Raw genomic sequence first — 19,548 nt, forward strand, 5'->3', positions numbered from 1 at the left:
CGAAGCTGCCGTTCACGAAGGGCAGAAATCGGCCAAAAGTGGACGCTCGCGGTTTAACGTACAAAAATCTCCGGATACTGTGGATTCCCGGTTACAAATCAAATAAATCGGACATTCGCGGACGACTGTAGAAATAGCTGCTAATTTTAATTGCCTACTCTGTTCAAGATTAAGGGGGTCGCATGGCTAACTACACAGTTACCGTACTCAACTGCAACAGTATTGACCGCGCAGATGTAGTTATTTCTGAAGGGGCGCTAAACATAAAATATGGGCCAAACGGCCTTGGAAAAAGCACCATTGCGAAAGCTATTATCAGCCATATTCGTGCTGACGGCTCTCTCCACGAGTTGATCCCATTCAAGCACCGCGGCAAGCCTGATATGCCAGCCCCGGAGGTTCGGGGAGTGGACAAACTCAGGAAAGTCCTCGTATTTGACGACAGCTATGTGCAGCAATTCGTGTTCCAGAAAGATGAGATTGTGAAAAATAGTTTTGAGATTTTCATCAGAACTCCGGAATATCTGGCGGAGATGGCTGATATCGATTCGCTGCTTTCGGGTATCCGAAAAGCGTTCTCCGACAATGCTGAAATCGGACAAGTCGTAACCGATCTGAAGGAATTACGGGAGGCCTTCGGAAAGTCTAAGACAGGTGCCATCCCCAAGACAAGCAAGATCCACAAGGCATTCGGATCTGGCAATAAGTTGGAAAACATTCCTGATGTCCTGCAACCATTTTCGACGTTTATTAAAAGTCAGGAACCTGCCAAATGGATCGCATGGCAGGTAAAAGGCAATGAATTTCTACAATTAGCAGATAGCTGCCCCTACTGTTCAATAGCGCTGACTAGCGTAGAACAGAAGGACACAGCCTTAGCCGTCGAAAGAGAGTATGACTCCAACGCCGTCGGGCACATTAACCTCCTTCGCGGAATCATTGACAGGCTAGGAAAATATTTCAGCGAGAAGTGTCGGGAGAATTTGGAGAATGTGACAAAGGCAAAGGTTGAATTGCAGGCGGAGGAGCAAAGCTTCCTGACGGGCCTCAAAGCGGACATTGATGCATTGATCAACAAGCTGGAGGGGTTGCGAACTATATCTTTTTTCTCTCTACGCGATTTCGAAGAAATTGGCGACCAACTGACACCTTTGAAAATTGAGCTCAATTTAATCGACAAGCTTGATTCTGAGGAGACGCGCAAGACCGTCGACCCTATCAACCTTCAGCTGGATGACTTGATTGGGAAAGTTGGTAGCCTCAAAGGGAAAATCAATCGACATAAAGCGAAAATTAAAAAAAACATCGAAGACAACCAGAACAGCATCAATGGCTTCCTGAAGTCTGCAGGCTACAAATACGTTGTTGAAATCGTAGCCGAACCAGAATCCTACAAAATGAAGCTAATCCACAAAGACCAGGAGAATTACATCGAGACGGCCTCACGTCATCTGAGCTACGGGGAAAAAAACGCATTTGCGCTTGTGCTATTCATGCATCAAGTCCTCAGTGAAAAACCGGATTTAGTCGTATTGGATGATCCTATCTCATCTTTCGACAAGAACAAGAAATTTGCGATCCTCCAGGAGCTATTCCGGGGTAAGGCCAGTCTGCGCGGCATAACCACGCTGATGCTCACCCACGACATCGAGCCCGCGATTGATGTCATAAAAAGTACCAACGCCATATTCAAAGCCGCCGAACCATCTGCTTGCTTCTTATCTTCGCGCGCCGGGGTTGTAACGGAAGTTCCGATCGAGAGGAACGATATCCAGACCTTCGCCAAAATCTGCAAAGATAATATCGAGGCACTTACCGACACCGTCCTTAAGGCAATCTACCTGCGACGACACTTCGAGCTGCTGGACGACACAGGCCTGGAATACAACCTACTTGCTAGCCTTTTCAAGGGGCGGGATACCCCGACGATTCAGTCAGGATCTTCTATTCGGGACATGACGACTGCCGAACAGGCAGATGCCGAGTCACAAATCCGCAACAACCATATCGCCGACTTTAATTACATTGCCCTGGTGGCTGAGGTGAAGGATGTGGTGGCCATCAAGGCCAAGTTTTACGCTACCGCTGTGGGTTATGAAAAAATCCAGCTGTTCCGGCTCATCAATGATGAGCACGACGACAGCGTCATCCGCAAATTCATCAACGAGTCCTATCACATCGAGAATGAGTACGTAATGCAGCTCAACCCGCATAAATTCGAGAGCATTCCGGAATATGTCATCGAGGAGTGTGTCGCGCTGCTTACGCCCGCTCCCACCGTTGCGTAAGTCAGTACCACGGATCTGATCGCTTGGGGGGCTTTCTGACCTAGAAGGGAATCCCACAGAATTCGGAGATCTTACCGTTCGACTTTTTCCGAATTCTGTAGCCTCCCCCTCATTGCTTACATTGAAGCTGAAACCGTACCCAAAGCCATAAAGGCCACCGTCTCCTTCGGGTCGAAAGCGGGCATTCGTGACCGGCTGCTTTCGACCCAAAGCTGCATGTGGAGAGCGGCAGCAATCGGCAAATTGCGGGCATTCAGCTGAACAGTAGTCCCGCTACCAGCCTTTTAGCCTTGAATATCCCGCACTCTTCAAATGCAGAATCTACATACTTTAAATGGCTTGGAATCTTCTGAACACGGAGGATTCAGGCTACAGCAATAGAGACCGGGAGACCGCGCAAAGGGCTGTCAGCGAGCGCTGCCAGGCCCCAGGCAAGCCTCGATCATTTCCGCGACGTCAAGCAAGCGCTCGCGCAAAGCGGGAAGCCAGACCACAGCCACGGACGAGTTCCGCTGTGCCAATTCAAGCACTGCCTGAAGCGCATGGTCCGAATGCCGCATTAATTCAACCAAATGAAGGCCGCTGGGACCATGGCTGCCCGCCAGCCAGTGCTTAGCGGTGCGTTCACTGGCATCGGTCCAATTGCGCAGCGTCTTGATTGCGCGATGTGACGTGCCTAATTCGGTACGTAAGGCAGCGGCTACGGCGCCGGCGTAGATTTCTGCATTGATTGGAAAAGGATTGCCCATTTTCGCGATCATTTTTCTGTGGCTCCTATTTATATTCGTTTGTGGCGCATCTGACGAAGGCCGGTAGGCGTAGTGCAATCTACGGCTTGGCATGGGTGTAGACCCCAAGCCGCTGAGGGGGCATCGATCAACAAATGAGACGAGCACAGCTATCCCTGGCAGAGGGCAGCAATAGAGCCGCTGCCTACGTCCGCATGTCGACGGAACACCAGCAGTACTCCACTGAGAACCAGCTGGATGCGATTCGCGTTTATGCGGCAGCGCATGAGCTGGAGATCGTCCGGGTGTACACCGATGCAGGGAAAAGTGGCTTGAGCCTGGATGGTCGGGAAGCTCTTCAGCAGCTACTTCGAGACGTTGACGCGGGTCAGTCCGAGTTCTCTGTGGTTCTGGTCTATGACGTAAGTCGCTGGGGGCGCTTTCAGGACCCTGATGTGAGCGCCAGCTACGAAGTACGATGTCGGCAGGCGGGTGTCAGGGTCGAATACTGCGCCGAACAGTTCGTTAACGATGGCTCACCGGTCTCCAGCATTATCAAGAGTGTTAAGCGCATGATGGCCGGTGAGTACAGCCGTGAACTGTCCGTCAAGGTATTTGCGGGGCAGTCGCGCCTGATCGAGTTGGGCTACCGACAAGGAGGCCCGGCTGGCTATGGATTGCGTCGTCAACTTATCGATCAGACTGGGCAGCCTAAAGCAATCTTGGGTCGGGGAGAGTACAAAAGCCTTCAGACGGATCGGGTGATCCTCACTCCAGGTCCTGAGTCCGAACAACAGGTCGTTCAAGACATTTACCAGGCCTTTGTCAGGGAAGGTCGAACCGAAGCTGAAATTGCAACGCAACTGAATCGGCGTGGCCTGCTAACAGACTTCCAGCGGCCGTGGACACGGGGCGTAGTGCATCAGGTCCTGATCAACGAAAAGTACATCGGTAACAACGTATGGAATCGCACGTCTGGCAAGCTGAAACAGCCCCGTACACCTAATCCAGTTGATCAGTTGGTGCGGGCGGACGGTGCCTTCTCCTCAGTGGTCGACCACGCCTTGTTTCTAGCGGCGCAGGCCATCATCCGTGCGCGGTCACGGCACTGGACTGATGAGCAAATGCTGGCCACGCTGAAGCAACTATTTGCGGAGCGAGGTTGTCTGTCTGGTTTGATCATCGATGAGCAAGAGGATTGCCCATCCAGCAGTTGTTATCGCCAGCGCTTTGGTAGTTTGCTACGCAGCTACAGCCTGATTGGTTATTCACCCGCACGGGACTACAGCTTTCTGGAGGCCAATCGCCGGCTGCGAGAGCTGTATCCGCAGATCTTGGTCGACACGCAGGAGCGCATTCGTCTTGTCGGTGGACGCATCTCGGTCGACCCCCAGACCCAACTGGTTTGGGTTAATGATGAGTTCTCGATCTCGGTGGTGCTATGCCGCTGTCAATGCTCAGAGTCGCCGCGCAGACGTTGGCAGCTACGCTTCGACTTCGGTTTATTACCGGACCTGACGGTCGCTGTTCGCATGCTCCCAGGTGAGCAGGAAGTGCTTGATTACTACCTCTTTCCCATGATCGATTTGGCGGCACCTCACCTGCGTCTGGGAGATACTAATCCGCGCGAACTGGAACTCTACCGGTTCGACAGCTTGGATATCCTGGCGGACCTGAGTCGACGTATACCCCTGGGGAGCGCTGCGTAATGGCCACATCGGGAGAGCATCTTGCACTTCATGTGGCGCAGGCAGCGCCTATTGCGCAGATCCCACTCGCGGATATTCGCGTGCTCAACCCGCGTAGTCGCAATCAACAAGTGTTTGCACGCCTGGTGGAAAACATTGCGAGTCTGGGGTTGAAACGACCGATCACGGTGACCCGTAATGGTTCGAGTTTCGACCTTATTTGTGGGCAGGGGCGCTTCGAAGCCTTTAAGGTCCTGGGGGAGTCGGCCATTCCGGCGGTCGTGGTGACGGCGGCTGAGGCGGACCGCTATCTCATCAGCTTGGTGGAGAATCTGGCGCGACGCAAGCATTCGAACCGCGACTTGCTGATGGCGATCAACGTACTGCACGAGCGTGGTTACTCCATCAGGCAGATTGCCCAGAAAACCTGCTTGAACCGTGCCTATGTCGGCGGGATTCTGATCCTGTTGCGGCAAGGAGAGGAGCGCTTGATCGCTGCTGTCGAAAAGGGCTGGCTACCGATTAAAGTCGCGATCCATGTGGCACGGTCCGACGATGCCCAGGTCCAGGCCGCCATGGTCGAGGCCTATGAAAGTGGGCTGTTGAAAGGGGATGAACTCATCAAGGTGCGCCGTCTGATCGACCGTCGACGGGTTCTAGGGAAAGATTATGGTAAGCATCAGGGAGGCGAGCGCATGACCACTCCCCGCCAGTTGCTAACCGCCTATCAGACTGAGGTGCGCCGTCAGCGCCTGATGGTGAAGAAGGCCGACATCAGTGAGCAACGATTGCTCTTCGTCGTGACCGCATTGCGTCGGTTACTAGCCGATGAATTTTTTCGCTCAATGTTACGCAGCGAAGGCATTGAAGATATGCCGCAGGTATTGGCCGAGCGTATTCAGGGGGACGCATGACTGTCGTCAAGCGTGCCTTTGAGCCTGATCTAATTACCGTCCGCTTACCGCTGATCTTGCCCTCTCGCCAAGTCACCCACGATATGCTGACCTCCGTCAAGTATGCGGCGATCCTAGCTTCCATCCGTGAGCTGGGGGTGGTTGAACCGCTTGCGGTGCATCCCGAGCCGGTTCACGAGGCAGGAGAGGAGCCCCGTTATCTGTTGTTGGATGGTCATTTGCGACTAGCTGCGCTCGTACAGTTGGGTGCAAAAGACGCGTTGTGTCTGTTGGCGACAGATGACGAAGGCTTCACCTACAACCGGCAGATCAACCGACTTACCCCAATTCAAGAGCACAAGATGATTCTGGAGGCCATTCGCAAAGGAACGACCGCCGAGCGGATTGCCGAAGTCTTGAGCGTCAACGTTGGACGCATCCGCGAGCGCCAGCGTTTGCTGCGGGGAATTGCGCCGGAAGTCGCTGAGATGCTGAAAACGCGAATGGTCAGTCAGGCGGTCTTTCGTGTGCTGCGCAAGATGAAGCCTATGCGCCAGATCGAATTAGTCGAGATGATGATGTCCGCTAACTGTTTTACTGGCCGCTACGCCGAAATGGTCTTGGCCGCAACGCGTCCTGAACAGCTGGTCGAGGCAAAGAAAGTCAGTGAGGGCGTGACTGCTGAAGACATTGCACGCATGGAGCGGGAGATGGAAAAGCTCTACCACGACTACCGGTTGGTTGAAGACACCCTTGGCGAAACCATGCTGGTACTCGTGGTTGCCAAGGGCTATGTGTCTCGCATGCTGCGCAATCAGACTATCGCAGCTTACCTGGAGCGCTTCGAGCCTGACCTGGTACGGGAGCTGGCGGGGGTTGTGGAGGCGGTCACCGCAGATGCTCGTAGTCTGGAGCGTGAATAGACCCATCTGCTGTGCTGGGTGGGAGGTCATCATTCGTTTTTAGGACAGATCGTCAATGCTATTTTGGCGAGGGCATGGACTCTGGCTGAAATCGCGGCTTCGTCCCACGCAGAGCTAGCAATCAATGGGACATTGAGTCCAAGGCCAGCATTGGCATCAGCTTGTCGCGTTTCGCCGCGAAATCGCAGTGTTGCGCCGTCCTATTGACGCTGAAGTTAAGCAGCGTCAAGTTGCCTAGCATTGAGATGCTCTCATGCCGTTCACGAATCAGGAGCTGCCAGGGCGTCAATGTAGCGCAAGAGCGCACTATCACTTCGATATCGACGCGTCGCTGTCGGCTGCCACGCTGCCATCTTTCAGCGGCCAGTGGGACGTTCCAACTGCGCGGCGAAATATGTTCTATACCAAGCGCTGATAGGTCTGGTACTTCTGGCTCTTCGCTTTTAACGGATAGCCGTAAACCGCTTTCGAGTTCCGTTAACAGCGAACAGGTTTTTGCGGTATCCAGCCGGTCTGGGTACAACGGTACGCTGACGCAGGCGTTACGGAATTCACCGATCCCCGTCAGCTGTAGTCGAACGTGATGAAGGATTGCGCTGGGTCGAAGGCAGCGTCCGTGACTCGCAGCGTTTGCCCATTGCGGCCCTTTGCGAAGGGCCGGTTTGGGTCGAAAGCGGTCAGTCGCGTCCAGACCGGCTGAACATGCACATCGCGAAAACGCACCTCCGGGCGCCATACTGTCCTACTCCGACTGCTCCGACTGCATCAGCATGGTCCTCAGGCGACTGAGCAAGAATGCCGGACGATACAGTACACCGCGCATAGTCGCCGGATCTGATATAGGGCGAAGCGCTCGCAGAATGAGTATCTCCAGTTAACTAAACAGGTTGAGCGCCCCCCACAACAAAGTCGCTAGCAACCCGGCGATGTACGTCGAGCCATTCAAGTTGGCGGATGATTAGACGGTATCGGGCCTTGAGACTGTCCAACCAGACGTCATGGGTTGAACATGGGGTTGGGGCTTTCATTCAGTTGGCAGATCGCAAGCGCCGCCACAAGGTTGTGCGGCTGATGCCGAGACGGCGGGCGGCTTCGTCGAGGTTGCCGTGGCAGCTTTCCAACGTTTCCTTTACATAGCGTAGTTGCGCGACCTTGCCGATGGTGTGCAGGTCCGTTTCGCCTGACGACTTTTTCCGGGCGGGTGAAGGGGGAGGGCCTTCGCAAAGTTCAGGTAGCACGCGTGCCAGGTACTGCTCGTTCACGCGGTGTTCTTCAAGCAGTTCGCGTGCCGAGAGCATCGCGCGCTCGATCACATTCTCCAGTTCCCGGACATTGCCCGGCCAGGCATAGCGTTCAAGGTACGGCAGCAGTGCGGCGTGGATGTCTGCAGCTCCCGGTGGTTGCCCCTGAACGAGCAGGCGCTGGCTGATGCCCCGGCAGATCAGGGCAATGTCCTCAGGGCGCTCTCGCAGCGGGGTGGTCTGCAGACGCAGGATGTTGAGCCGGAAATACAGGTCGGTACGGAAATCGCCATCGTCCATGGCGCTGCGCAGGTCCTGGTGGGTGGCGGCAATGATGCGCACGTCGATGGCAATCGGTTCGGTGCTGCCCAGGCGTAGGACTTCGCGCTCTTGCAGCACGCGCAGCAGGCGTGTTTGCAGCGAAACCGGCATGTCGCCGATCTCGTCGAGGAACAGCGTGCCGCGGTGTGCCGCTTCGAACAGGCCTTGCTTGCCACCTTTGCGCGAGCCGCTGAAGGCGCCTTCCTCATAGCCGAACAATTCACTTTCCAGCAACGACTCGGGAAACGCCGCGCAGTTGATGGCGACAAAGGGGCCTTGCCGGCGCGGGCTTTCGTTATGGATTCCCTGGGCGAGCAGTTCCTTGCCGGTGCCGCTTTCACCGGTAATCAGGATGGTCGAATGGCTGGTGGCAAAACGCTTGGCCAACTGCAGCATCTCGCGGTTGGCCTTGCTGTTGCCGTTGAGCTGGTCGAGCCGGTAACGGGCAGTGAAAGCACCGGGGCGGCGGGTGGATCGGATGCGCTGGTCGGCACGTTGCACAACAGTGATGTCCTGGCAGGTCAGGACCAGGCCGGTACGTTCGCCGTTCTCCAGGATAGGCAGTAAATTGCTCACCACGACGTGCGAGCCGAGCCGCATCACGCGATTTTCTTCACCCGTGCCTTCCTGCAGCGCCTGCTGCATGTCCAGTTCCGGGCACAGCTGCTGCAGCGGCCGGCCCAACGCTGCGCTAACCGGCAGGTCCAGCAGCTGCGCAAGGGCCGGGTTGAGCGACTGCACCACGCCTTGGTTGTCGACCGCTGCAACGCCGTCGGGGATATGCCGCAGCACGGCATTCAGATGCCGCCGTTTGGCGATCTCGACGCGTTGAGTGTCGAGAATGCCCAGGGCTTCCTCCAGCGCTTTGCGCGCGGTTTCTTCGCTCAGCGACAGCACGCCATGCAGCCCTGCCTGCTCCGCCAGCTCCACCACCGTCGACGAGCCGATGATGCTGCGACAGCCTAGCTGGGCCGCCTGTTCGACGGCCTGGCGCGCCTCTTCCAGGGAGGTGTAGGCGGCCTGGTGAACCTGGACGGTGAAGAGCGCGGCCATGGCTTGCAGGTCGTGGTTGATGTGGTTGTAGCTGAGCACGGCCACCTGGGAGGAGCGTTCGCGGGCCTGCCCCAATGCCCGTAGCAGGTCGCCACTGCCCACGCGCATCGCCAATACCGGGCGTGTCAGGTGTTTGCGCAGGTAGGCGGCGGTCGCCCCGGCGCAGACGAACACATCGACCTTGCCTGCCTGCTCCAGTTCTCGGGCGGTTTGCAGTGCTTCAGCCACCGAGGTGTCGAGGACTTCGATACGGGTATCGGGGTAGTCCGTCGTGAGCCCGGCCACCACATGGGCGAGCCGGCTCCGTTGTTGGGGGCGCTGCAAGTGGCTGATCAGCACGACGACCTGGGAGGCAAGAGCATCCATCACGGGGCCTGTTCATATTTGAAATGTTTCGATAATGAATCAATAGCTTGCAAATATGCAACGAGCAGCCTGACTTTCGCTCATCGGTGAGTTGTCAGAACCCAGGCTGCATGCGGCCTGTGGCTGACGCTTGACGAGTTGGCCCAGGCCTTGCTCTTGGGCTTGTGCCAACCCAGAAACCAAAGGCAGGGCCTACAGACCCATGAGCAGTTCACCAACGATTTCCCAGGCCAGCGATACGTTCGCGGCCATGACTGACGATCATCGCCTGGCCGAGTTCATCCGCGAGCAGGCCTCGGCAACGCGGGTAGTCATCCAGGCGCGCAAGCGCCTGAGCGGTGGCGCCATCCAGGAAAACTGGCTGCTGGACCTGCTGATCGAAGGCGGCCCGTGGGCCGGTGCCCGGCGCTGGGTACTGCGCAGCGATGCGCTTTCAGCGCTACCCGCCAGCCTTGACCGTGAACAGGAGTTCGCCGTGCTGCAGGTGGTTCACCAGGCCGGCGTGAAAGTGCCACGACCGCTCTGGCTGTGCCGCGATGTGCGCGTGCATGGGCGGGCGTTCTTCCTGATGGAGTATGTGCCGGGTATCGCTGCCGGTCGCGCGCTCAGCGCCGGCGCCGGCCCTCAGGGCCGGGTGCAACTGGCGGCGCAGCTTGGCGCCAACCTGGCGCGTCTGCATCAGGTCCGCCCGCCGTGCGCCACGCTGGGCTTCCTGTCCGTTCCGGACAGCTCGCCGGCCCTGGCGACCATCGATGCCTACCGCCGCTACCTCGACACCCTCGCCGATGCCTATCCGGTGCTGGAATGGGGCCTGCGCTGGTGCGAGCTGCATGCGCCGCGCAGCAGCACCCTGTGCCTGTTGCACCGTGACTACCGCACCGGCAACTACCTGACCAGCGAAGACGGGCTGGAGGCCGTGCTCGACTGGGAGTTCACCGGCTGGGGCGACCCTTGCGAGGACCTCGGCTGGTTCACCGCCCGCTGCTGGCGCTTCACCCGCCCAGACCTCGAAGCCGGTGGCATCGGCCAGTTGGAGGACTTCCTGCGGGGTTATCACGAGGTCTCCTCGCTGTGCATCGAGCGCAGTCAGCTCCACTACTGGCAAGTCATGGCCACCCTGCGCTGGGCGGTGATTGCCTTGCAGCAAGGGCAGCGCCATCTGTCCGGTGAAGAACCGTCGCTCGAGTTGGCACTGACAGCCCGGCTGTTGCCGGAGCTCGAACTCGACATCCTGCACATGACCGGAGCCGAAGCGCCATGACCCAACCCAACGCCCACGAATTGCTCGAGATTGCCCGCGCGACGCTTCTGGAACAACTGCTGCCAGCGCTGCCTGGCGAGTTGCGTTACCCGGCCCTGATGATCGCGAACGCCATGGCCATTGCGGCCCGCGAAAACCGCTTGGGTGCTCAGGCCGAGGATCAGGAACAGGCGCGTCTGGCCGCCTTGGTCGATGACGCGCCGTCGACATTGCCCGACCTGCGCCGCCAACTGGCTCGCGCCATTCGCCAGGGCAGCCATGACGCCCCGCAAACCCGGCGCACCCTGGTCGAGACATTGCGCCAGATCACCGTTGCCCGATTGGCGATCAGCAACCCCAAGGCCTTGCCCTGAAACCGAATCGACCACCCCATTCCTCCGATAGACAAGAACACACAAGGACAGCCATGAACTTCACTCTCCCGGACGAACTGCTCGCCTTGCAGGCCACGACTCGAGACTTCATTGCCGAACAGGTCATCCCATTCGAGAACGACCCCCGCCAGGACAGCCACGGCCCCAGCGACGCACTGCGCCAGGACCTGGTGGCCCGCGCCCGCGCCGCTGGCTTGCTGACGCCTCACGCCAGCCGCGAAATGGGCGGTCTGGAACTGAGCCATGTGGCCAAGGCGATCGTCTTCGAAGAAGCCGGCTACTCGCCGCTGGGCCCGGTAGCGCTGAATATCCATGCGCCGGACGAAGGCAACATCCACCTGATGGACGTGGTCGCCACCGAGGCGCAGAAAGACCGCTGGTTGCGCCCGCTGGTCCAGGGCCATGCCCGTTCCTGCTTCGCCATGACGGAGCCCGCGCCCGGCTCCGGCTCGGACCCCTCAATGCTGCGCACCACCGCCACCCGCGATGGCGACGACTACCTGATCAATGGCCGCAAGTGGCTGATTACCGGGGCCGAAGGCGCCGACTTCGGCATCATCATGGCGCGCATGGAGGATGGCACGGCGACCATGTTCCTGACCGACATGAAGCGCGACGGCATCATCCATGAACGTCAGCTGGACTCGCTGGACAGCTGTTTTACCGGCGGTCACGGGCAGCTGCGTTTCGACAACCTGCGTATCCCGGCGAGCGATGTCCTCGGCGAGATCGGCAAGGGCTTCCGTTATGCCCAGGTGCGCCTGGCGCCCGCACGCTTGACTCATTGCATGCGCTGGCTCGGTGCCGCGCGCCGCGCCCACGACATCGCCTGCGACTATGCGCGCACCCGTGACGCCTTCGGCAAGCCGCTGGGCGAGCACCAGGGCGTGGGCTTCATGCTCGCCGACAACATGATGGACCTGCACGTGGTGCGACTGGCGGTCTGGCACTGCGCCTGGGTGCTCGACCAGGGCCGGCGCGCCAATGTCGATTCGAGCATGGCCAAGGTGATCAGCGCCGAGGCGCTGTGGCGGGTGGTCGATCGTTGCGTCCAGGTATTGGGTGGCCGCGGGGTGACCGGGGACACCGTGGTGGAGCGGATCTTCCGCGACATTCGCCCGTTCCGCATCTATGACGGTCCGAGCGAAGTGCACCGCATGAGCCTGGCGAAGAAGCTGCTCGACCAGCGCCTGGAGGTCCACTGATGCAGCCGAACCTTGTCCGACTGTTCGCCCTTGACGGGCGTCGCGCCCTGGTGACCGGGGCCTCCAGCGGCCTGGGCCGTCACTTCGCTATGACCCTGGCCGCTGCAGGCGCCGAGGTGGTGGTGACCTCCAGGCGCCAGGCGCCGCTGCGGGCGTTGGTGGAGGCCATCGAGGTGGCTGGAGGGCGGGCGCGGGCCTTTGCCCTCGATGTGACCAGCCGTGAGGACATCTGCCGGGTGCTCGATGCCGCCGGCCCACTGGATGTCCTGGTCAACAATGCGGGGGTGAGCGACAGCCAGCCTTTGCTGGCCTGCGATGATCAAACCTGGGACCACGTGCTCGACACCAACCTCAAGGGCGCCTGGGCCGTGGCCCAGGAAAGCGCCCGGCGCATGGTGGTGGCGGGGAAGGGGGGCAGCTTGATTAATGTCACCTCGATCCTCGCCTGCCGTGTGGCCGGTGCCGTCGGCCCTTACCTGGCGGCCAAGGCCGGCTTGGCCCACCTGACCCGCGCCATGGCGCTGGAGTTGGCGCGCCATGGCATCCGGGTGAATGCCCTAGCGCCCGGCTACGTGATGACTGATTTGAACGAGGCCTTCCTGGCCAGCGAGGCCGGTGACAAGTTGCGTTCGCGTATCCCCAGCCGACGCTTCAGCGTGCCGTCGGACCTGGACGGCGCCTTGCTGCTGCTCGCCAGCGATGCTGGGCGGGCGATGAGCGGCGCTGAGATCGTGGTCGATGGCGGCCATCTGTGCAGCAGCCTGTAACGCGCCCTGGCGCAATAACAACAAGAACAGGAGGTAGGTGTGTGCGTGCAAAATCTGAGCAATGTGTCGATGAGGTGCCTGCCATGATGGTTCCAACCCTCGAACATGAGCTTGCTCCCAACGAAGCCAACCATGTCCCGCTGTCCCCGCTGTCGTTCCTCAAGCGTGCCGCCCAGGTGTACCCGCAGCGCGATGCGGTGGTTTATGGCGCAAGGCGCTACAGCTACCGTCAATTGCATGAGCGCAGCCGCGCCCTGGCCAGTGCCTTGGAGCGGGTCGGTGTTCAGCCGGGCGAGCGGGTGGCGATATTGGCGCCGAATATCCCGGAAATGCTCGAGGCCCACTATGGCGTGCCCGGTGCCGGGGCGGTGCTGGTGTGCATCAACATCCGCCTGGAGGTGCGCAGCATTGCCTTCATTCTGCGTCACTGCGCGGCCAAGGTATTGATCTGCGATCGCGAGTTCGGTGCCGTGGCCAGTCAGGCGCTGGCCATGCTCGATGCGCCGCCTTTGCTGGTGGGCATCGACGATGATCAGGCCGAGCGCGCCGACCTGGCCCTCGACCTGGACTACGAAGCGTTCCTGGCCCAGGGCGACCCCGCGCGACCCTTGAGTGCGCCACAGAACGAATGGCAGTCGATCGCCATCAACTACACCTCCGGCACCACGGGGAACCCCAAGGGCGTGGTGCTGCATCACCGCGGAGCCTACCTAAACGCCTGCGCTGGGGCGCTGATCTTCCAGTTGGGGCCGCGCAGCGTCTACCTGTGGACCTTGCCGATGTTCCACTGCAACGGCTGGAGCCATACCTGGGCGGTGACGTTGTCCGGTGGCACCCACGTGTGTCTGCGCAAGGTCCAGCCTGATGCGATCAACGCCGCCATCGCCGAGCATGCCGTGACTCACCTGAGCGCCGCCCCGGTGGTGATGTCGATGCTGATCCACGCCGAGCATGCCAGTGCACCTCCGGTGCCGGTATCGGTGATCACTGGCGGTGCTGCCCCGCCCAGTGCGGTCATCGCGGCGATGGAGGCGCGTGGCTTCAACATCACCCATGCCTATGGCATGACCGAAAGCTACGGCCCCAGCACATTGTGCCTGTGGCAGCCGGGGGTCGACGAGTTGCCACTTGAGGCCCGGGCGCAGTTCATGAGCCGCCAGGGTGTCGCCCACCCGATGCTCGAGGAGGCCACGGTGCTGGATACCGATACCGGCCGCCCGGTTCCAGCCGACGGCCTTACCCTTGGCGAGCTGGTGGTGCGCGGCAACACCGTGATGAAAGGCTACCTGCACAACCCAGAGGCCACCCGGGCCGCATTGGCCAACGGCTGGCTGCACACGGGCGACCTGGCCGTGCTGCACCCGGATGGCTACGTGGAAATCAAGGACCGGGCCAAGGACATCATCATTTCCGGCGGCGAGAACATCAGCTCGCTGGAGATCGAAGAAGTGCTCTACCAGCACCCCGATGTGGTCGAGGCCGCAGTGGTGGCGCGCCCGGATTCGCGCTGGGGCGAGACCCCTCATGCGTTCGTCACCCTGCGCCCAGATGCGCTGGCCACGGTCACCGAAGCGGACCTGATCCGCTGGTGCCGTGAGCGCCTGGCGCATTTCAAGGCGCCGCGACATGTGTCGCTCACGGAGCTGCCCAAGACCGCCACCGGCAAGATCCAGAAGTTCGTCCTGCGCGAGTGGGCCCGGCAACAGGAGGCGCAGACCGCCGACGCCGAGCCTTGATCGAGCGGCAACACCTGCACACCCCATAACAACAAGTACATTGATCGAGGTGTCCCATGTCCAGCCTGTTATACGCGCGTGTTCGCGCCAGTGCCCGGTTCCAGCAACTGGTGACGCGCAGAAACCGTTTTACCCTGAGCCTGTTCGTGCTGATCCTGACCACGTTCTATGGCTACATCGCGTTGGTATCGTTTTGGCCCGAGCTGATCGCCAGGCGCCTGGCCGAGGGGTCGAACATGACCTTCGGCGTCGCGGCCGGCGGTTTCCTGTTCGTGTTCTTCTGTGCGCTGTCGGCGTTCTATGTGTACCGGGCCAATGGCGAGTTCGACCGCTTGACGCAGGCGTTGGTTGCCGGGTTGGAAGAGGAGCAGGGCGCATGAAGACACTACTGCCTCTGGCTTTGTTGCTGCACTCCGGCCTGCTGTTGGCATCGCCTGCGCTCGACGCGGGTCAACGTCAGCCGCTGAACCTGCATGCCATCGGCATGTTCATGGTGTTCGTGCTCTTCACTTTGTGCATCACCTGGTGGGCAGCGCGGCGCACCCGCTCGACGGCGGACTTCTACAGCGCCGGTGGCGGCATCCTGGGCTGGCAGAACGGCCTGGCGTTGGCCGGTGACTACATGTCCGCCTCGACGTTGCTGGGGATCACCGCGCTCATCTACACCTCCGGCATGGACGGCTACATCTACCTCATCGCCTTCTTCGCGGGCTGGCCGGTGTTGCTGCTGTTGATGACCGAGCGGTTGCGCAACCTGGGCCGCTTCACTTTCGCCGACATCACCTCGTACCGCCTCGCCCAAGGCAAGGTGCGCACCATGGCCGCCATCGGCTCGCTGACCGTGGTGTGCTTCTACCTGGTGGCGCAGATGGTCGGGGCCGGGCAGCTGATCAGGCTGCTGTTCGGCCTGGACTACCACATCGCCCTGGTGATCGTTGGCGCGCTGATGATGCTGTATGTCACCTTTGGCGGCATGGTGGCAACTACCTGGGTGCAGATCATCAAGGCGTTCCTGCTACTGGTAGGCGGTTCGCTGGTGCTGTTCCTGGCGCTGCGCGAGTTCGACTTCAGCTATGACACGCTGGTCACCCAGGCCATGGACACCCATACCCTGGGCGAGCGCCTGCTGGCGCCCGGCAGCCTGCTGGCCGACCCATTGACCGCGCTGTCGCTGAGCCTGGGGCTGGTGTTCGGCACTGCCGGGCTACCGCATATCCTGATGCGCTTCTTCACCGTGAGCGATGCCCGTGAGGCGCGCAAGTCGGTGCTCTATGCCACCGGATTCATCGGCTACTTTTTCAATGTCATTTTCCTGCTGGGCCTGGCGTCGATCGTGATCGTCAGCCAGCAGCCGCAGTTTTTCGAAGGCGGGCTGGTGGGTGGCAAGCTGCTGGGCGGGGGCAACATGGTGGTCATGCACCTGGCCAAGGCGGTAGGCGGCAACCTGCTGCTGGGCTTTTTGTCTGCCGTGACCTTCGCCACCATCCTGGCCGTGGTGTCAGGCCTGGCGCTTGCGGGTGCTTCCGCCATCGCCCATGATCTCTATGCGCGGGTGATCATGAAGGGCGCGGCCAGCGAGTCGCAGGAGCTGCGGGTGACCAAGCTGGCCACCCTCGGGCTTGGGTTGGTGGCGATAGCTCTGGGCATCGTGTTCGAAAACATCAACGTGGCCTTCATGGTCGCGCTGGCGTTCGGCATCGCAGCGTCGGCCAACTTCCCGGTGCTGTTCCTGTCGATGTTCTGGTCGGGGTTGACCACGCGCGGCGCGTTGGCCGGTGGCTACGTGGGGTTGATCAGCGCCATGGGCTTCGTGGTGCTTTCCAAGCTCGTGTGGGTGGATGTGTTGCACTTTGCCGAGCCGCTGTTCCCCTATACCCAGCCTGCGCTGTTCTCCATGCCGCTGGCGTTTGCGGTGGCGTATGGCGTTTCCCGGCTAGACCGGACTGCGCGAGCCAAGGCAGAAAGGGCGGCGTTCGCCGACCAGTTCGTAAGGGGCCAGACCGGCCTTGGCGCCAGCGGTGCGGTCGATCATTGATTACCTGCGGCCGCTGGCGGATGCGTGCCAGCGGCCAGGTGATACCTCGTTAATACCCCCTGAAAATCTCGCCGATGTTGGTGATCGGATGCCCCATGTGCTGCGCCGCCGCTCGGTTGACGAGAGAAGGCCTGGGGGCAAGCAGGGCACTCAGGAAAACGGCCAGCGTCAACACGGCCAGTAGAAAACCAAATCGGCGCATATGATCCTCCAGCGATTTTTATTGTTGTTGTCTTCAGGTTCGATCCGAAAGGCCAGTATCACGCGGTTAGTGCCCAGGCGCTTTGTCGTGGGCGAATGACTGGGTGATGACTGCAATGTCCTGGTCGCCATAGCCCATTGATGCCGCGCGCTGCGCGACTTGGCATACCGCGTCGAACACTGGCGTCCAGGCCCCCTGTGCATGCAGGGATTGGGCAATGTGCGCGAAGGCATCTACATGTACATCGAGCCTCGCCTGGTCGCCTGCGAAATCCTGCGCTTCGAGCCGGCGTGCCGCTTCCTCGAGTGCGTCGGCGACGAAAAAGCGTGACGTGTCGAGCAGGAGCCTGGCTGTCCTCGAAACCGACAGGCCAAACCGTTCGCTCGCACCCACGGCCTCGAAGAACGCAACCATCACGGCAAACGCATGGGCGTGGAGCACGCTCGCGAAGGCCAATGCTTCGCCCCAGGGAAGGAACACCGTATGGCCGGCGAGCCCTTCAAGCAGCGACCGGTGCTGCTCGAAGGCCTCACGATCGCCGGTATGAATACTGTGGCTTTCGCGATGGCCGACGTTGCGCGGGTAGGCCACGATCATCCCTTTGACGTAATGGCCGCCCGCCCGATTGACGAGGCCCTGAAGCGCCGGTCCCTCGTCCTGGGCGTTGGTGGTGTAATCGACGATCGTACGGTTGGCCAGTGCATGCATCACACCTGGCATCCCGAGCACCTCGTGGGTCGCGTGGTTGTCCAGGAGCACGAAGATCGTGGCCGGGCTTGCAACCAGCGCGGTTTCAACGCTGTCGCACAGGTGAGCGCCAGCGGCGACGAGCGACGCAGCCTTGCCGGGTGATCGATTCCAGATCGCCACGCGTTTGCCTTGCTTGAGCAACGCGTGTGCCATGAGCGTTCCCATCGCACCGAGCCCGACCACGGACACATCAAACTCGAAACTTTCATCATTTTGTTCGCGCACGTTCAAAGCCTCTTGATTGTTGTTTTATGTGAGGCCCCACGGGAGAGCCTTTGCTCACCGCAGGTTCTGCGATCGGGCCCAGTCTGTTGCGTCAGCCAACGTGCGCTCGAAGGCGCTGAAGATCGCTTCGATGTCGCCCTGCGTGGTAATCAACGGCGGGCAGAACGCGATCGTGTCGTAGAGGGCGCGAATGATCAGCCCATGCTTGTGGGCCTGTTTGAACACGTAGCCACCCAGTGCACCTGGTTGGGCGAACGGTTGGCCGGTGGCCTTGTTCGCAACCAGTTCGATCCCGCCCATCAGCCCGACGCCTCGGACGTTGCCGACCAGCGGGTGGTCTTCGAACGCGCGCAGGTGGCGCTGGAACATGGGGGCTAGGCGCTGGACATGGCCAACCAGGTCGCGCTCTTCGATGATGCGGATGTTTTCCAGCGCAACCGCGGTGGCGACGGGGTGGCCCGTGCAGGTCAGGCCATGGGCGAATGCCCCCAGGCGCTGGCTCTGGCTCACCAGTACATCGTTGATGGCATCGGACACCACCACGGCCGCCAGCGGCTGGTAGGAAGAGGTGAGCTGCTTGGAGAGCACCATGATGTCGGGCTGGATGTCGTACAGCTGAGCCCCGAACATCGTGCCCAGCCTGCCAAAACCGGTGACGATCTCGTCGATCACCACAAGAATGTCGTAGCGCCTGCACACTGCCTGGATCGCCGCCCAGTAGCCAGTGGGAGGAGGGATCACGCCGCCCGCTGCGATCACCGGTTCGCCGACGAAGGCGGCAATGCTTTCCGGCCCTTCGGCGAGGATGTAGCGCTCCAGTTCGTTCGCCAGGCGGGCCGAAAAGGCTTCCTGCGTTTCCCCTGGCCGGGCGAACCGGTAGAAGTTCGGGCACGTCAGGTGGTGAACCGGGATGGCCGGCAGGTCGAAGTCGCGATGAATCGAGGGGATGCCGGTAAGGCTCCCGGCAGCGATGGTGGCACCGTGATAGGCCTGCTGGCGAGAGATGAATTTCTTCTTGTGCGGTTTGCCCAGCGCGTTGTTCACGTACCACAGCATCTTCACCACCGAGTCGTTGGCTTCGGAGCCTGAATTGGTGAAGAAAACATGGTTCAGGTCGCCCGGCGCCAGCTCGGCCAGCTTGGCGGCGAGCGCCGCCGCCGGGGCGTTGGTCTTGTGGCTGAAGCTGTGGTAGTAGGGCAGTTGCCTGAACTGCTCGACGGCGGCGTCGACCAGGCGCTTTTCACTGAAGCCCAAGGCAACGCTCCACAGGCCCGACATCGCCTCGATGTAGGCGTTGCCTTGCTCATCGAAGACCCGCACGCCGTCGCCGCCGGCGATCACGAGGGGGCCGATTTCCTGGTGCTGCGCCAGGTTGGTGTTGGGGTGTATGAATGAAGCCAAGTCATTCTGGATGGTTGAAGTGACGTTGCTCATTGGTGTGATTTCCTGCCACGAACGGGTTGTCGACTGCATGCGATGAGCCTGCATGCGG

17 protein-coding genes are annotated in these 19,548 nt (G+C 60.3%); 11 read left to right on the forward strand and 6 right to left on the reverse strand.

Translation table 11 applies throughout. The features are described 5' to 3' along the window. The first annotated feature begins 182 nt into the window (after positions 1 to 182). Entirely contained in the window at positions 183 to 2,288 is a 2,106-nt protein-coding gene (locus ACK59Z_RS01810; RefSeq protein ID WP_143999712.1) for an AAA family ATPase, read from the forward strand. 407 nt (positions 2,289 to 2,695) lie between these two features. Here the strand turns inward: ACK59Z_RS01810 and ACK59Z_RS01815 are convergent, their stop codons facing one another. Beyond that, on the reverse strand, positions 2,696 to 3,049 hold the full coding sequence (locus ACK59Z_RS01815; protein WP_021782005.1) for a hypothetical protein: 354 nt from the start codon (positions 3,047 to 3,049) through the stop codon (positions 2,696 to 2,698). Positions 3,050 to 3,231: 182 nt separating this feature from the next. Between ACK59Z_RS01815 and ACK59Z_RS01820 the strand changes: the two genes are divergently transcribed. The 3 genes from ACK59Z_RS01820 to ACK59Z_RS01830 are packed head-to-tail and all read left to right on the forward strand — an operon-like array spanning position 3,232 to position 6,520. Next, positions 3,232 to 4,725 (forward strand): recombinase family protein, encoded by a 1,494-nt coding sequence (locus ACK59Z_RS01820; protein ID WP_260680790.1) that lies wholly within the window; start codon positions 3,232 to 3,234, stop codon positions 4,723 to 4,725. Continuing rightward, a complete protein-coding gene (locus tag ACK59Z_RS01825; protein WP_099452842.1) occupies positions 4,725 to 5,618 on the forward strand; it encodes a ParB/RepB/Spo0J family partition protein in 894 nt (297 codons plus the stop codon). Before ACK59Z_RS01820 ends, ACK59Z_RS01825 begins: the two co-directional genes overlap by 1 nt. Next, positions 5,615 to 6,520, forward strand: a complete 906-nt coding sequence (locus tag ACK59Z_RS01830) for a plasmid partitioning protein RepB C-terminal domain-containing protein (RefSeq protein WP_409292168.1) — start codon at positions 5,615 to 5,617, stop codon at positions 6,518 to 6,520. The genes ACK59Z_RS01825 and ACK59Z_RS01830 overlap by 4 nt, the downstream gene beginning before the upstream one ends. Before the next feature lie 121 nt (positions 6,521 to 6,641). Here the strand turns inward: ACK59Z_RS01830 and ACK59Z_RS01835 are convergent, their stop codons facing one another. Both ACK59Z_RS01835 and prpR read right to left on the reverse strand, forming a co-directional pair. Beyond that, on the reverse strand, positions 6,642 to 7,256 hold the full coding sequence (locus ACK59Z_RS01835; RefSeq protein ID WP_409292170.1) for an HNH endonuclease family protein: 615 nt from the start codon (positions 7,254 to 7,256) through the stop codon (positions 6,642 to 6,644). A gap of 292 nt (positions 7,257 to 7,548) precedes the next feature. Then, a complete protein-coding gene (gene prpR / locus ACK59Z_RS01840) occupies positions 7,549 to 9,501 on the reverse strand; it encodes a propionate catabolism operon regulatory protein PrpR (RefSeq protein ID WP_409292172.1) in 1,953 nt (650 codons plus the stop codon). A gap of 202 nt (positions 9,502 to 9,703) precedes the next feature. Between prpR and ACK59Z_RS01845 the strand changes: the two genes are divergently transcribed. The 7 genes from ACK59Z_RS01845 to ACK59Z_RS01875 all read left to right on the forward strand — a co-directional run bounded on the left by ACK59Z_RS01845 (position 9,704) and on the right by ACK59Z_RS01875 (position 16,879). Then, positions 9,704 to 10,762, forward strand: coding sequence for a phosphotransferase family protein (locus ACK59Z_RS01845; protein ID WP_326431151.1), 1,059 nt, complete (start codon positions 9,704 to 9,706; stop codon positions 10,760 to 10,762). After that, the gene (gene lvaB / locus ACK59Z_RS01850; protein WP_010953701.1) at positions 10,759 to 11,115 is read left to right on the forward strand and encodes a 4-hydroxypentanoyl-CoA kinase subunit LvaB; all 357 of its coding nucleotides are present in this window, start codon (positions 10,759 to 10,761) and stop codon (positions 11,113 to 11,115) included. The genes ACK59Z_RS01845 and lvaB overlap by 4 nt, the downstream gene beginning before the upstream one ends. A 53-nt stretch (positions 11,116 to 11,168) precedes the next feature. Beyond that, positions 11,169 to 12,341, forward strand: coding sequence for an acyl-CoA dehydrogenase family protein (locus tag ACK59Z_RS01855; protein WP_213660793.1), 1,173 nt, complete (start codon positions 11,169 to 11,171; stop codon positions 12,339 to 12,341). Then, entirely contained in the window at positions 12,341 to 13,108 is a 768-nt protein-coding gene (locus ACK59Z_RS01860; protein ID WP_192440023.1) for an SDR family NAD(P)-dependent oxidoreductase, read from the forward strand. The genes ACK59Z_RS01855 and ACK59Z_RS01860 overlap by 1 nt, the downstream gene beginning before the upstream one ends. An 83-nt stretch (positions 13,109 to 13,191) precedes the next feature. Continuing rightward, on the forward strand, positions 13,192 to 14,844 hold the full coding sequence (locus tag ACK59Z_RS01865) for an acyl-CoA synthetase (RefSeq protein WP_409292175.1): 1,653 nt from the start codon (positions 13,192 to 13,194) through the stop codon (positions 14,842 to 14,844). Positions 14,845 to 14,900: 56 nt separating this feature from the next. After that, the gene (locus tag ACK59Z_RS01870) at positions 14,901 to 15,224 is read left to right on the forward strand and encodes a DUF485 domain-containing protein (RefSeq protein WP_213660794.1); all 324 of its coding nucleotides are present in this window, start codon (positions 14,901 to 14,903) and stop codon (positions 15,222 to 15,224) included. Then, positions 15,221 to 16,879, forward strand: coding sequence for a cation acetate symporter (locus ACK59Z_RS01875; protein WP_409292177.1), 1,659 nt, complete (start codon positions 15,221 to 15,223; stop codon positions 16,877 to 16,879). Before ACK59Z_RS01870 ends, ACK59Z_RS01875 begins: the two co-directional genes overlap by 4 nt. A gap of 49 nt (positions 16,880 to 16,928) precedes the next feature. Here ACK59Z_RS01875 and ACK59Z_RS01880 read toward each other — a convergent pair whose 3' ends face one another. From ACK59Z_RS01880 to ACK59Z_RS01890, 3 genes are all read right to left on the reverse strand, one after another. After that, positions 16,929 to 17,081 (reverse strand): hypothetical protein, encoded by a 153-nt coding sequence (locus tag ACK59Z_RS01880; RefSeq protein ID WP_326431162.1) that lies wholly within the window; start codon positions 17,079 to 17,081, stop codon positions 16,929 to 16,931. A gap of 66 nt (positions 17,082 to 17,147) precedes the next feature. Then, positions 17,148 to 18,056, reverse strand: a complete 909-nt coding sequence (locus ACK59Z_RS01885) for an NAD(P)-binding domain-containing protein (protein ID WP_326431164.1) — start codon at positions 18,054 to 18,056, stop codon at positions 17,148 to 17,150. A gap of 54 nt (positions 18,057 to 18,110) precedes the next feature. Then, positions 18,111 to 19,490, reverse strand: a complete 1,380-nt coding sequence (locus ACK59Z_RS01890) for an aspartate aminotransferase family protein (RefSeq protein WP_196145913.1) — start codon at positions 19,488 to 19,490, stop codon at positions 18,111 to 18,113. Positions 19,491 to 19,548: the final 58 nt, after the last annotated feature.

Source organism: Pseudomonas sp. KCJK9058, from assembly GCF_046230975.1.
Classification (GTDB): Bacteria; Pseudomonadota; Gammaproteobacteria; order Pseudomonadales; family Pseudomonadaceae; genus Aquipseudomonas; species Aquipseudomonas alloputida.